Origin of the sequence: Sphingopyxis sp. (assembly GCF_016463645.1) — a bacterium.
Lineage (GTDB): Bacteria > Pseudomonadota > Alphaproteobacteria > Sphingomonadales > Sphingomonadaceae > Sphingopyxis.
Window position 1 is genome coordinate 36,410 of the sequence record NZ_JAEMQX010000017.1, and the last position, 13,393, is coordinate 49,802.

The following is a 13,393-nucleotide window of genomic DNA, read 5'->3' on the forward strand; positions in this document are numbered from 1 at the left end:
GATGTCAGACGAGGAATGCGAGATTGCCGATGGCTTCCTCGCAATTGACGAGGTTGACGATCTTGCGCTTAATTCTGAAGCCGTCCTCGACGCGCTCCAGCAAATGCGTCGTGCGTCCAGCCCAAATGGTCATCAGCCCACGGCGCGACTCGATCAGCGAGAAGTTGGATTCAACCGCGACGCCTTCGTCGGTCTCGCTCACCTCGATGTTCGAGATCAGACGCCGCAACCGCGACTGTGGCGCCTGCGAGTGCCGGACGCCGGTATTCAGCTGACGGATCCGGCTCGCGAGGCGCGGGCGGTTGTCATAGATATACGAGACCTCGCGGGTCGGGTCCGCGCCCTCGCGCATCGGCACCCAGTAAAGGGCGTCCTCTCCGGTCCACAGCGCCTCCCATTGGTCGTAGCGATGCTCGTCCTGCAGCCTCGCTTCATGGAACAGGAATTGCTCCACCGCTTTCGTATCGATGCCTGACGCTGGAGCAGGTTCAAGAAGGGTGACAGTCAACGCACATTCTCCTGCGATCCGGCCATCACATCGCGATAATGGCTCCAGAATCCGCGCTGGCTGGTTTCGTCCATTAGCCCGGCCAGCTTGACGCCGTTGGGCAGCACTTCTTCCTTGCCCATGCCACGCGACAGGATGATCCATTCCGGCTCGAGATTGGTGACGCCCATCTGCGTGAGTTCGCCAATCTCTGCATCGTCTGCGATCAGCATGCCCGCCGGCCCCATTGCGCCTTCGCACCGCCGGAGGGTGCGTGCGTTGAGGTCCTCAGCGCCTTCCAGGAACACCGGGCAGGTATATTGAACCGCGGTGTCGGCGCTGATCGGCTCGATTACCATGATGTTCATCTCCGCCAGCGAGAGGTTGGGGAACAGCATCGAGTGCGGCGGCCCCTCGATCAGGCGACGGCGCGCATCTTCCGGGCCATAGGCGTCATTCATTGCGCCGACATATTGCGGCAGCCGCGCAGGATCAATCCCGCCGGTCCAGCGGAACAGCTTGTCGTTGGCGGCGCGATAGTCGCTGGCATGATCGATATCGCTATGACCCATGCCGAAATCGCGCACGCGCGTCGGCGAGGTCGGCTTGCGGTCGCGAACGGTCGCGAAGGTCCGGTTGGCGGCGATCAGCGAGCCGTGCACCATCGGCGCGTGATAGCCGTCGACCTGATTTTCGACGATCATCTTCCAGTTCGACCGCATCTTGTGCTTCATCCAGCCGGCGCTCAGCTGGATTCGCCCGGTTGGCGACAGGCCAAGCAGCGCGTCGATCAGCTCGGTCGCGTGGCCAAGATGCTCGCGCAGCGTCAGCTTGTTGGGGATCAGGTTGACGAAGATGAACCCGCCGTAGCTGTCCATCCGCGCGACCGGGGTCAGGCCGGCATCGGCCTTGCTGAAATCGGCCGGGTAGGCGCCTTCGTCGGGCAGGCCGATCAAGCGGCCGTCGAGCGCGAACGTCCAGGCATGATAGGGACAGGTGATGCGCGGGCGATTGCCCGATGCGGTCTGGCACAAGGTCGCGCCGCGATGCGGGCAGCGATTGTAGAAGACGCGCACCTCGCCATCCTTGCCGCGCAGCGCGACAAGCGACTGGCTGCCGACGCGGCGTACCACGAAGTCGCCCTGATTGGGAATCTCGCTGTCATGCGCGACGAAGCTCCATCCGCGATGGAAGATCGTATCCATCTCCTGGGCGAAGATCGCCGGATCGGTGTAGAGCGAGCCGTGGAGCCGCCCGTCCTGAACCAGATGGCGGTAGTCGATCGGGGCGGGACTGAGCGGTGCGGTGGCCATCATGCGGTCTCTCGTTTGATCGCCCAAGGCAGCTTGCCGGGCGCGGCGAACATCGCCTGGATTGCGCGCTTGTCGACCTTGTCGGTGTTGCCGCGCGGCAGTGCGGGCAAGATCGCGATGTGCTTGGGCACCTCGAACTTCGACACATTCTCGCGGCAATGACGATCAAGCGCCTCTGGCGTCACATCGGCGCCGTTCGCCACGGTGACCGCGGCGACGACCGCCTCGCCCCATTGCGGATGCGGCATGCCGAACACCGCGACCTCACCCACGCCCTTGAACTCGGCGAGGGCATTCTCAACTGCGTTGGGATAGACGTTGAAGCCGCCTGTCACGATCATGTTGTGCTGGCGGTCGCCCAGAAATATATAGCCACGCTCGTCCATCCGGCCAAAATCGCCTGTTTTGAGCCACTTGCCGAAGACTGTCTTTGCATTAAGCTCGGGCATGTTGAGATAGCCCTGCATCACGGTATCACCACCGACCCATACCAGCCCAAGCTCGCCACGGGGCATTTCGTTGCCATCCTCGTCGCGAATCTGAATGTCGGCATGCGGCATCGCCTTGCCGACGGACCGGAGAAGGGCGACATCGCCATCCAGGGCCTGCCGGTGTCCGACATCGTCCAGCAGCGCGATCGAACCGGTCGTTTCGGAGACGCCGTAGCGATTGAGAAATTCGCAATCGAGCGTTGCATAGGCATCGCGGATCAACGCCGGCGTGGCGGGCATTGTGCCGTAGCAAACCTGGCGCAACGTCGAGAGATCCCAATGCCCGGCCTTCACGTCGTCGATGATCCGGCGCAACATCGTCGGCACGACTGTGACGGTGGTGACGCGATGCTCCTCGATCAGATCGAGGAAGCGCTCCGCCTGGAAATTCTCCAGCACGGTCGTCATTCCAGTGATGATGTTCATGCACATCGTGTTGATGTTGATACCCGCCGGGTTGGTCACATAAATGCGGCGGTCCTGCTTGGTATACCCGTTCACCATGTTGTTGAACACGAGCGAGGTGAGCAAATTGCGATGGCTGAGCAGCACTCCCTTAGGGTTGCCGGTGGTGCCCGACGTATAGCCGATCGCGCCGACCGAATCCTCCTCGAGCTCCGGCAGGTCGGGACTGCGCTCGGATCCCGCAATCAGCTTCTCGTAATCGATTGGCAGGTCATGCGCCCCGCCAAAGCCGATCAGGATGCGACCTTCGGCCGCGAGTTCCTCGAAATGCTCAGACAAAGCTGCGGCGCATTGCGCTTCGATAAAGATGGCACGCGCGTCACAATCACGAATGACATGCATCATTTCGCGCGAAGAATAACGCCAGTTCAATCCTGCGCGGACAGCGCCGGTCTTCATGCAAGCGAACCAGTGTTCGGCGACCTCGATACGATTGTGCGACAGCATTGCTGTGCTCACGCCTTTGCCGATGCCAAGATCCTGCAACGCGCGAGCCACCCCATTCGACCTGCGGTGCATCTCTGCCCAGTCGCTGCGGCGATCTGCATCGATATAGCCGATATCTTCGGGAAACTTCTCGGCGCAGCGTCGTACGAAGTCACGGAGAAACATATAGGCCCTCTCTGGCATGAACGCATGTGATTTACCGATGCAACTAGGCGGCTCGCCGCCTATCCTGCTAGCTCCGAGATGCTTTGCAAGTCATTGGCGTTTCCAATGGGCGCGCGCTGGAACATGAACGCTGCTTCGAAGTCGAGCAATGGCATTTCACTATCGCGTCGAATAGCAATCCGTGCTGGCGCAGGACTGGCTGCTGGGGGATTAGAAGCCGATGAACAACCGTTTCAAGCACGCGCTTCGCGCCGAGCAAGCACAGATCGGCTTCTGGCAGGGGCTCGGTAGCGCCTACACAGCCGAGATCTGCGCAGGCGCCGGGTTCGATTGGCTGCTGTTCGACGGCGAGCATAGCCCGACCGACATCCCGATATTATTGTCTCAGCTGCATGCGGTAAGCGGAACCGGCGCGCACGCGGTGGGACGGCCTCCGGTCGGCACGCCCTGGCTCATCAAGCAATATCTTGACCTCGGCTTTCAGACGCTACTGATCCCGATGGTGAACAGCGCGGACGAAGCCGCCGAGTTGGTGCGGGCCTGCCGCTATCCGCCGATCGGCGTCAGGGGAGTGGCCACGAGTCGCGCTTCGCGCTGGGGCCGAGATGGCGGCTATCTGGCGGAGGCGGACGACGAAATTTGCCTGCTCGTGCAAGTTGAGACGCGTGAGGCGATCGACGAGGTCGCGGCCATTGCTGCGGTCGATGGAGTCGACGGCGTATTCATCGGCCCGAGCGATTTGTCCGCCTCACTCGGCCATCGCGGGAACGCGGGTCATCCGGACGTGACGATGCGCATCGAAGCGGCTATCGGCGCCATTCTCGCCGCAGGAAAGGCGCCCGGAATTCTCAGCGCGGATGTCGCTGCAGCACGTCGATACCTCGAACTCGGCTGCCTGTTCGTTGCGGTTGGAACGGACATGGGCTTGATGGTTCGGGCGACAGATGCGTTGGCGGCGCAGTTCGGCCGCGGGACTGGCGAACCAGTTCAGTCCGCCACGACCTATTAATCCGGCGTGACGCCAGACCGGCACGCCATTTTACCTCTGGCGCCGTGACGGCCCGCCGTTCAGCGACCAGTGCTGCCTGCATCCGGCGGATTGAAATCAGCCCCGAGTTGATTCCAGTGAGGCGGCGTGCTGTTTGAGCGCCTGCTTGTCCACTTTCATCATCGGCGTAAGTGGAAGCGTATCGAGCAATATGAGCCAGTCGGGCGCCTTATAGTCGGCCAGTTCTGCCAACACCTTTGCCCGAATATCGGCGAGGGTCGGGGGATGATCCGGATCGGTCGCAACGATAAAGGCGATGCCGATCTCGCCGATCGCCGGAGCCGGCGTGCCGACCACCGCTGCGGCGGCTACGCCGGGCAGTTCGCCGATCACGCGTTCAACCTCGATCGGATAGACGTTATAACCACCGCGGATGTACATTTCGCTGGACCGGCCAGCGAGGACCAGGTTCCCGTTTTCATCAAGTCGGCCGTAATCGCCGCTGATCAGCCAGCCATCGGGGGTAAGGGCTTCGGCGGTTTTTTCTGGATCTTGCCAATAGCCGACCATGACTGCTGGGGAGCGCACCGCAACCCTTCCCACCGAACCGTGCGGCACTATCTTGAGATCCTCGTCGATGAGCTTGAGCTCGACCCCATCCTGAGGGCGACCTACGGTACGATACTGCACCTCGGCGCTATCTCCGATCCGCGTGCCGGTGACTGATGGACATTCCGTCATCGAGTAGCGCACGATAAGGGGAGCGCCCAATGCCAACGAGACTTGCTCGATCAATTCCGGTGACGCCGGTGCCGTGGCGGTTACCCCGACCTGGATATGCGATAGATCGGCCGCTTTGAGACCGGGATGCGCGAGCAGCTTGGTCCATTGGGTAGGCACCGCGCCAGCGATGTTGATCCGCTCTTCAACCAGCAGTCGCAACATGGCGTCGGCCGTCCACGGTATGGGAGCGATAACCAGCGTCATGCCGAACGCGACCTGTTCCCAACCTTTGCCCATGAAGCCAGCATGTGCGAACGGAACTGAACCGAGCTTGCGAGAGAATGGGCCCGCGAGAAGGCCCGCGGTGCGCACGGCGCTTCGCAGGTTGTCGTGCGTGAAGCACACACCCTTCGGCTGACCGGTAGTGCCGCTCGTCCAGATAATCACCGCAATCTCTTTGGATTGTCCTGAATAATATGCTGCCTTGCGAGGGTATTGCCGCAACGCAGCAAGGTCGCGGCGGCGAATTATTTGCGGGCTGGCTGCGGGCGCATTGGCTGCGTCCTCCAGGATTAAGAGGGCGGCGTTCGAGCGTGCGACGATGCTATCGATTTCGCGTCGGCCAAGCCGCGTGTTCACGCCACTGGCGATCGCACCGAGCAGTTGGGCACCGGCAAAGCAGACTGCGAAGTCGATTGAGTTATCCAAGCCGATCAGAATGATGTCGCCAGGCTTCGCGCCCTTGTCTGCAAATGCGGCAGCGACGCGCAGCGATTGATCGAGCCAGTCGGCATAGCTGAGTCGATCATCGCCGTGGACAAACGCTTCTTGCTCGGGGAACGTTTCAGCGGCGGCGCCGAGGAGATCGCCGAACGTTGGAACGTCCGCGTTCAGGACGGCCCGTCCCTCCTGTGACATAGCCGTGGATGACGGTGCGGATCGCGGGTCGGCTGGCTGGGTCATCGGCGCGTGGGTCCTTCGCCAACTGGCGCGATGACTCCCGGTGCGTTTGCGCGTTGCTGCTTCATTCGTTCTCTCGATCTCTTTTCCGGGAGTGGCCGGGTCTTGGGGTCCTATTGGCGAAATCCGCACCGATTTCCGGGGTCAAAAACTGAACGAGGCCGATCCCCCCCAGCTGCGCGGTCGGTCAAATCCGGCCTTGTCAGCCGTTGCGCTGGAGGTCATCTGCGAATATACGACGGTGTTGGCTAGGTTGCGTGCGTAGATGCTCAGCCGCAACTGTGAGCCCGGGCCGGGAGACCACGATATGTCGCCGTTGATCATGGTATAGGCTGGTTGAGTCAGCCGGTTCTCGAAATCCCAAAAGTACCTGTCCGAATGGAAGATGTTGCCCGCGATGCCGAACACGCCCGCGCTCGTCTCGTGCGACCAATCGAAGTTGACGCCCAGCGTGAACCGCGGTGCCCGAATCATATCTCGGCCCGATACATCGAAGGGGGAAACCGATCCGTTGCCACCGTTTGGCAGCGGACGAAAGATCTGCGCGGTCGGGAAGCTGTCGTATTTGGCCCGCAGCACCGTGGCATAGGCGCGGATATTGAAGTTGCGGGCAGGCCGTGCGGTAACCTCGAGTTCGCCGCCATCCACCTTGGCGGACGCTGCGTTGAACAGCAGCACTAGCGTCGTGACCGGATCCCGCGCCGACTACTGAATGTCGGTATAGTCGTAATGGAAAAGCGAACCGTTGACGCGGAGCCAGTTGAAGGGATCGCTCTTGAACCCGATCTCGAGCGAGTCCAACGTTTCGGGTCGGGTGGGAACGGCAGCCGCTGCTGTCGAAGCGAACCCGTTATACACACCGCTCTTGAAGCCGCGGCTGTAGCTTGCATAGACGTTCGCGCTGGGACCGAACTTGTATTGGGTCGAAACGCGATAAGTCACCTTGTCATTGCTCGATTCGCGAAATGGCACGAGCGTCAAGGTGCCATTCCCGGCCTCGTAATTGCGCTTTTCCCAACTGTACCGAGCGCCCGCGATCAGCGAGAGGTTCTCGCCGAGCCGCAATGTGCCCTCTCCAAAGCCGGCGTAGGAAACGACTTCCTGCCGTGTGAATGTGCGGCTGACCAGCGAGCCGTTTGCATAGCTTTCAAGGCCGTCGAAAGAGCCCCGGCCCGCAAATTGAAACGCGCCCACGATCCATGAAAAGCTGTCCCCACCGGTGGACAGAGCCCGGATCTCGTTCTCGACGTAATATGAGCTTTGCGGCGCGCGGACCGAACCGATCGGCTTGGGCGTCGCATCGTTATCGGTGACCGTGAGGGAGGTGCTATCGATATAGGCCGAAGTGGTTTCCAGATCGATGCCGCCGAGCCGCCAGCGAGTCTGCAGCGAAGCAGAATATGTCTTGGACTTGGCATTGCTGGCGGCATCGATGGCGGTCTGCCACGGCTCGCGTGCGATGATCGGCACCGGCGGTCGGACGCCGGTCGAATTGCCAAGGAACGGTTGCTCGCTCAGTGACGAGCCATCCTCAAAACGGACGTAGTTGCCGGTCAGAACGGCGCGAAACATATTGCTGGGTTCGATCAGAACCTTCAGGCGCGCGACTTCGGACGAACGGTCGCCCCGGTATCCGCCATTGACCAGATCTTTTACGAAACCCGTGTCGCCGGCCGCGCTGCCGGTCAGATCGATGCTGATTCCGGGAACGATGCCGGTCGAGATGTAGCCTTGAAGCGACTTCTCGCCATAGCTTCCTGCTCGCGCCACGATCCTGCCGGACAAGGTCTCGGTTGGGTCCGGCGTGATGATGTTGATGAGCCCACCGGTCGAGTTGCGGCCAAAGAGGGTGCCTTGCGGCCCGCGCAGCACCTCGATCCTGTCGACATTGACTAGATCAAAGCCAAGCGATGACATGACTGGCTGATAGACGCCATCGATGTATAGCGAGACGTTCGATTCATCCCCGATATTCGCGTTGCGCGTGCCGACGCCACGAATGTACGGCTGAAAGCTCCCATTGACTCGCGAGAACACAACCGAAGGGATCGACTGCGTGAGCTGGCGCGTATCAGTCACGCCGGACCGTGCAAGGCTGTCGCCGGTGACCGCGGTCACCGAGATCGGTACATCCTGCAACCGCTCTTCTCGCCGTTGCGCGGTCACGACGATGTCCTCAAGGCCGGTTTCGGCCTGTGCGTCTGCATCTTGAGCAGATGCCCCGTGCGATACGATCAGGGCAGCCGCGAGCGCGATTTTGCGGGCCGTGCTGTTGATGGACATGTCATCCCCCTCCTTTTTTGTGCTGAACGGCACTGACGCGTTCGTTGTCGCGAGTTCCGGTGCGTGTCCGCAGCCTCGCATGAGCAGCTTCTGATTGTTCACAGCAAGGAGGTTCCGGCGCGGGCCGCCAAAGGTCGGTCCAATAGCGAGTATGTCCCGAGCGGCATGCGCATACTGATACCGCAGCAACGTTTTGGGGCGGATTTTCGGCATCGGGGGCACCGCGTGCAATATGCGCGAATTGGTGCCCGTCGCTGTGGCTCGAGGCCGATGGAACCCCGCAATCGGCCAACGTGACGCGCTCCGGTTCGGATTGCGAAGGGGTGCGGTGGCCAGCGCCACATCCGCATGACGCGAAAACGCCGCTGTCGGCCCTTCGCGCGCGACCGCTAGTATGCGTCCCCCGAGAGGGACGTGACGCGAGTGGCGCCAGCCCAGCTATTAGCGATCATGGACAGCTATGATTACATCATCGTCGGCGCCGGCTCAGCGGGATGCGTTATCGCAAACCGGCTGGTGCGCGCCGGGCATATTGTATTGTTGCTTGAGTCCGGCAAGAACGATCAAGACTATTTCATGAAGATCCCCGGCGGCCTGCAGAAAATATCGGCCTCCCATTCATGGTCATTTTCGACGGAGCCGCAGCCGTTCGTAAACGACCGTCGCATTTTCATGAAACAGGGTCGCGTCGTTGGCGGCGGATCATCCATTAACGGCATGGTCTATATCAGGGGCCAGGCCGAAGATTATGACGATTGGGAGCGCGATGGCTGCGAAGGCTGGGGCTGGCAGAACGTGCTCCCCGTTTTCAAGAAGCTCGAGGCGAACCAAAGATATTCCGAGCCATATCATGGCACGGAAGGTGAGCTGAACGTATCGGACGCGAACTATCGGCACCCATTGAGCTACGCTTTCGTTCGCGCAGCTCAGGAAGCCGGCTTGCCGTACAATGACGATTTCAACGGATCGTCACAAGCCGGTGTGGGCTTCTATCAGGTAACCTGCGCGGATGGGCTACGTCGATCCGCGGCATCAGCTTTTCTAAGGTCGGTCGAAAAGAATCCTCAGCTGACCATTCGCAGTTCCACGCACGTTGAACGGATATTGACTGCGGATGGCGCCGCTAGCGGCGTTCGTTATCGTGCATCGGACAACAGTGTACACGAATCCGCCGCTCGACAGGAAGTGATCATAGCCGCGGGCGCATTTGGCTCTCCGCAGCTTCTTCAGCTTTCCGGTATCGGACCCGGCGCCTTGCTTTCCCGGCACGATATCGATCCGGTAAGGGTATTGGACGGCGTGGGGGCCAATTTTCACGATCATTTCCAGGCGTCGGTCTATGGGCAGACGAAGCGTGCGATCAGTCTGCACGGTGCGGACAAGGGCCTGCGCGCGGCGGGGCACGGTTTGCAGTGGCTGTTATTCAAGTCCGGCCTGTTGACGTCGAACATCGTCGAAAGCGGCGGATTTGCATCCACGCGCGGCACTGCCCGACCCGATGTGCAGTTCACCGTCCTGCCGGTCCTGACCGGCGATGCCGATCGAACGGCGTTGCCCGGCCATGGTATCAGCATCGGCGTGTGTGACCTGCGGCCGCGCGCGCGCGGATCGGTGCAGATTGCCAGCAAGGATGTGGCGGTGCCGCCGCTGATCGACGCCAACGCGCTCGGGGACGCGGAAGACATGGCGACCCTGGTGCGCGGGGTCAGACTTGCTCGCCGAATTCTTCACTCGCCATCGCTCGCCCGGCTCTTGTCGCATGAGCTGCAGCCGGGACGGGGTGAGGTCGACCTCAGTGATGCGGTGATCGAAGAGCATATCCGGCGCGTGTTGAAGACCAACTATCATCCCGCCGGCACCTGCCGGATGGGACGCGCTGACGATCCCAACGCCGTTGTCGATACCAAGCTGCGAGTCCACGGCGTACCACGCCTGCGGGTCGCCGATGCTTCGATTATGCCGACACTTGTCAGTGGGAACACCAATGCACCCGCCATCATGATCGGTGAGCGATGCGCCAATTTCATCCTCAATCAGGCATAGGAACGAACGTGCATAAATGTAGGGAAGGCCAGTTATACATTGGCGGTGCGTGGACATCCCCGGGCCAGTGCGAGATCGAGCCGGTGTTGAATCCCGCGACCGAAGAGGTTCTTGGCTATGCGGCCCTGGCCAGCACGGCGGATGCAGAGGCCGCCCTGGATGCGGCGCGCACGTCCTTCGATCATGGGCCGTGGCGGCGCATGAACATTGCAGAGCGCGCCGCGGTCCTTGGCAGGATGGTCGATTGGCTCGAGGCGCGCGACGAGGAACTGTGCGCGCTGGTCCGGATCGAGACTGGCTCGCTCCAAAGCTTCGCGCGATCGATGCAGTTCGGCACAGGCATCAGCCATGCGCGTCACTTCCTCAAGATCGCGCCCCAAATCTCCAGCCAGTCTTTTCCGCTCGAGACGGTACAACGGCCCGACGGTACAGCAATCGTCGGTGGCGGCGTGGCCGTACGCGAGCCCGTCGGGGTCTGTGCCGCGATTACGCCGTACAACGTGCCGTTCATGCTCAACATCGGGAAGGTCATTCCCGCGCTGGTGATGGGCAACAGCGTCGTTCTCAAGCCTTCGCCCTACACGCCCTTTTCGGCGCTCATCTTGGGTGAGGCAGCCGAAGCGGCGGGCGTACCCGCCGGCGTCTTCAACATCGTGAATGGCGGACCCGACATCGGAAACGCGCTTACCACCGATCCACGTGTGGATCTGGTCAGCTTCACCGGGTCCGACACGGTCGGAGCGGCGATACAGGCGCAAGCCGCGCCCACGCTCAAACGTTGCTTGATGGAGTTGGGCGGCAAGTCCGCGATGATCGTTTGCGCCGACGGTGATGTCGAGGCGGCGGCGCAGAACGCGCTGGCGAGCTTGACCCAGCATGCTGGCCAAGCATGCGCCTCGATGACTCGACTTGTGGTCCACAACTCGGTCAGGCCGGCCTTCGTCGCGCGGTTGCGCGAGATGTTCGAGGCGGTGGTGATCGGCGATCCCGCCGATCCCGCAACCAGCATGGGTCCGCTGATCCGTGAAGCGGCGCGTCGACGGGTGGATCATATGGTGCAAGCAGCGATCGGCGAGGGCGTCAAGCTGGTCACGGGGGGCAGGATTCCAGCCGGCCGAGACAAGGGGTTTTTCTATGAACCGACCTTGTTCGATGATGTGGATAACCGCTCGCTGATCGCTCGCGAGGAAGCTTTCGGGCCAGTCGGCGTGGTGATCGGGTTTGACACCAGCGACGAGGCGGTTGCGATTGCTAACGATAGCGAATTTGGCCTGACCGGCGCGGTCTACTCCAAGAATGTCGGTCTCGCCTATGAAATAGCGCAAGCGTTGCGTACCGGGAAAGTCAACATCAACGGCGGCTCCGGCAAGATGAGTTCATATCACCCGTTCGGAGGGATCAAGCGATCCGGCTACGGGCGCGAATTCGGCGAACTTGGCCTTCATGAGTTCACCTATGTGAAGACCATTGCCTATCGCTTGGCGTGACGAGGATTTTCGTCGACGGATAAGTTGCAGGCTGCAGTGGCTTTAGCGTGCGAAAGATGAGGGAAGAAGTGAAGATGGAGATCAAACCGGCGTTTGCGGGGCTAAAGGTGATTGACATCAGTCAGGGCATCGCCGGGCCGCTCGCGGGCATGTTGCTCGCGCAACACGGTGCCCAGGTCATCAAGATCGAGAACACGGAAGCGGGCGACTGGGCGCGTACGACCGGCGGGGGCAAGGGCGCATCGCCCGGCGGCCATTCCGCGTTGTCGATAATGGGAAACCTCGGAAAGCGCAGCATCTCGCTTGATCTCAAGAGCGCGCGCGGCCGGGAATTGCTGTGGAAGCTCATTGAGGATGCGGACGTCGTGATGGAGGGGTTCCGGCCAAAGGTCATCGAACGCCTGGGCTTTGGATATGCGGCCGTGGCGAAGCGAAACCCGCGTGCCATCTATGTCTCGTTGTCGGGCTTTGGACAGTCGGGCCCGATGCGCGACCGCCCCGCCACCGATCCGATCTTGCAGGCATTCACCGGCGTCATGGCGAACAACGCCGGGCCGGGCGGAAAGCCTCAGAACGTCCGCTCGATACCGGTCGATGTAATGACCGCGCTGTTCGCGTTCCAGGCGATTGCCACCGCGCTGTATAGCCGGCTCGATCAGCCGCACGGTCGCTACATCGAAATCTCGCTTATCGAATGTGCCGCGTGGCTCAATCTTTACTCCATGTTGCAAGGCTTGCTCAACGATGGTCGTCCGCCAGCGCGACGGCCGCCGAACGACGTCTTCCAGACTAGCGATGGCTGGGTCGTGATCAGCATACTCGAACATCGGCCATGGCAGGAATTCTGCAACGCGATCGAGCGACCCGAACTGGGCGATGATCCGCGCTTCGGGACACCAGCCTCCCGCACCGAGAATGGCGACGAACTGTTGAGCCAGGTCCGCGACGCATTCAAGGCCAGGTCCAATTCATATTGGTGCGACCGCCTAACCGAGTTCAACATTCTGAATTCGGAAGTGAAGACGTCCGCCGAGTTCCTCGACGACCCGGCCGTTGTCGCGTCCGGCATTTTCGAACGGTTGAGTCAGCCCGGCATCGCCACGCCGCTTCCCATCCCGCGCATTCCAGGTCTCCCCGGCTTCGAGGACGGGACCGAGCTCGCACGGGCGCCGCTCGCAGGTGAACATACCGAAGCGATCTTGCGCGAACACGGGCTGACCACTGAGGAAATTGCGGATTTGCGCGCGAGTAAGGTTATCAAGCAGCCGACGCTCTGACTGTGCATTGCCAGCTGCCGTGCCAGCGCGGGCTTGAGCGCTCGGCATGACACGCCGGCTGAGGCCAATATTCCCTAGCTACGCCGCAGCAGCTTTCCGCGAAGTTCGCCAGTTGGGATACCGTCACGATAGCTGATTGCACCGGCTTTGATAGTCGCCGTATAGCCGTCAACGTGCTGCAGAAGCCTGCTCCCGCCAGCGGGAAGATCGGGTAGTGTGCGGAGAGTTCTGCAAAATCCATTGAGGATTTGAGCGGCCATGGCA

At 61.3% G+C, this 13,393-nt stretch carries 9 protein-coding genes and 1 pseudogene; 4 read left to right on the forward strand and 6 right to left on the reverse strand.

From position 1 onward, the window contains the following. Positions 1 to 4 precede the first annotated feature (4 nt). From JHC57_RS06290 to JHC57_RS06300, 3 genes are read right to left on the reverse strand one after another with little or no spacing between them, the layout of a single operon-like run. The gene (locus JHC57_RS06290; RefSeq protein ID WP_294029151.1) at positions 5 to 508 is read right to left on the reverse strand and encodes an aromatic-ring-hydroxylating dioxygenase subunit beta; all 504 of its coding nucleotides are present in this window, start codon (positions 506 to 508) and stop codon (positions 5 to 7) included. Further along, a complete protein-coding gene (locus JHC57_RS06295) occupies positions 505 to 1,803 on the reverse strand; it encodes a Rieske 2Fe-2S domain-containing protein (RefSeq protein ID WP_294029152.1) in 1,299 nt (432 codons plus the stop codon). Before JHC57_RS06295 ends, JHC57_RS06290 begins: the two co-directional genes overlap by 4 nt. Continuing rightward, positions 1,800 to 3,368, reverse strand: coding sequence for an AMP-binding protein (locus JHC57_RS06300; RefSeq protein WP_294029153.1), 1,569 nt, complete (start codon positions 3,366 to 3,368; stop codon positions 1,800 to 1,802). The genes JHC57_RS06295 and JHC57_RS06300 overlap by 4 nt, the downstream gene beginning before the upstream one ends. A gap of 220 nt (positions 3,369 to 3,588) precedes the next feature. Here JHC57_RS06300 and JHC57_RS06305 point away from each other — a divergent pair, with 220 nt between their 5' ends. Beyond that, positions 3,589 to 4,377 (forward strand): aldolase/citrate lyase family protein, encoded by a 789-nt coding sequence (locus JHC57_RS06305; protein ID WP_294029154.1) that lies wholly within the window; start codon positions 3,589 to 3,591, stop codon positions 4,375 to 4,377. Between the two features lie 96 nt (positions 4,378 to 4,473). On the opposite strand, the gene JHC57_RS06310 is transcribed toward JHC57_RS06305, so the two are convergent. Beyond that, positions 4,474 to 6,042: a class I adenylate-forming enzyme family protein gene (locus JHC57_RS06310; RefSeq protein ID WP_294029155.1), complete on the reverse strand. Its 1,569-nt coding sequence runs from the start codon at positions 6,040 to 6,042 to the stop codon at positions 4,474 to 4,476. A 141-nt stretch (positions 6,043 to 6,183) separates the two neighbouring features. Then, positions 6,184 to 8,535: pseudogene (locus tag JHC57_RS06320) on the reverse strand (TonB-dependent receptor). Positions 8,536 to 8,772: 237 nt separating this feature from the next. Between JHC57_RS06320 and JHC57_RS06325 the strand changes: the two are divergent. From JHC57_RS06325 to JHC57_RS06335, 3 genes are all read left to right on the forward strand, one after another. Beyond that, complete coding sequence (locus JHC57_RS06325; protein ID WP_294029158.1) at positions 8,773 to 10,365, forward strand: GMC family oxidoreductase N-terminal domain-containing protein; 1,593 nt, start codon at positions 8,773 to 8,775, stop codon at positions 10,363 to 10,365. Beyond that, positions 10,335 to 11,852, forward strand: a complete 1,518-nt coding sequence (locus JHC57_RS06330) for an aldehyde dehydrogenase family protein (RefSeq protein WP_294029159.1) — start codon at positions 10,335 to 10,337, stop codon at positions 11,850 to 11,852. Before JHC57_RS06325 ends, JHC57_RS06330 begins: the two co-directional genes overlap by 31 nt. A 74-nt stretch (positions 11,853 to 11,926) precedes the next feature. Further along, complete coding sequence (locus JHC57_RS06335; RefSeq protein ID WP_294029160.1) at positions 11,927 to 13,129, forward strand: CoA transferase; 1,203 nt, start codon at positions 11,927 to 11,929, stop codon at positions 13,127 to 13,129. A 74-nt stretch (positions 13,130 to 13,203) separates the two neighbouring features. Here the strand turns inward: JHC57_RS06335 and JHC57_RS06340 are convergent. After that, positions 13,204 to 13,393, reverse strand: a 190-nt coding sequence (locus JHC57_RS06340) for a hypothetical protein (RefSeq protein ID WP_294029161.1), incomplete at its 5' end; no start/stop codon positions are given.

Coding starts and splice junctions, on each gene's coding strand:
- JHC57_RS06295 (WP_294029152.1), bottom strand. CDS start 1,803: ATGATGGCCACCGCACCGCTCAGTCCCGCCCCGATCGACTACCGCCAT.
- JHC57_RS06300 (WP_294029153.1), bottom strand. CDS start 3,368: ATGTTTCTCCGTGACTTCGTACGACGCTGCGCCGAGAAGTTTCCCGAA.
- JHC57_RS06305 (WP_294029154.1), top strand. CDS start 3,589: ATGAACAACCGTTTCAAGCACGCGCTTCGCGCCGAGCAAGCACAGATC.
- JHC57_RS06310 (WP_294029155.1), bottom strand. CDS start 6,042: ATGACCCAGCCAGCCGACCCGCGATCCGCACCGTCATCCACGGCTATG.
- JHC57_RS06325 (WP_294029158.1), top strand. CDS start 8,773: ATGGACAGCTATGATTACATCATCGTCGGCGCCGGCTCAGCGGGATGC.
- JHC57_RS06330 (WP_294029159.1), top strand. CDS start 10,335: ATGCGCCAATTTCATCCTCAATCAGGCATAGGAACGAACGTGCATAAA.
- JHC57_RS06335 (WP_294029160.1), top strand. CDS start 11,927: ATGGAGATCAAACCGGCGTTTGCGGGGCTAAAGGTGATTGACATCAGT.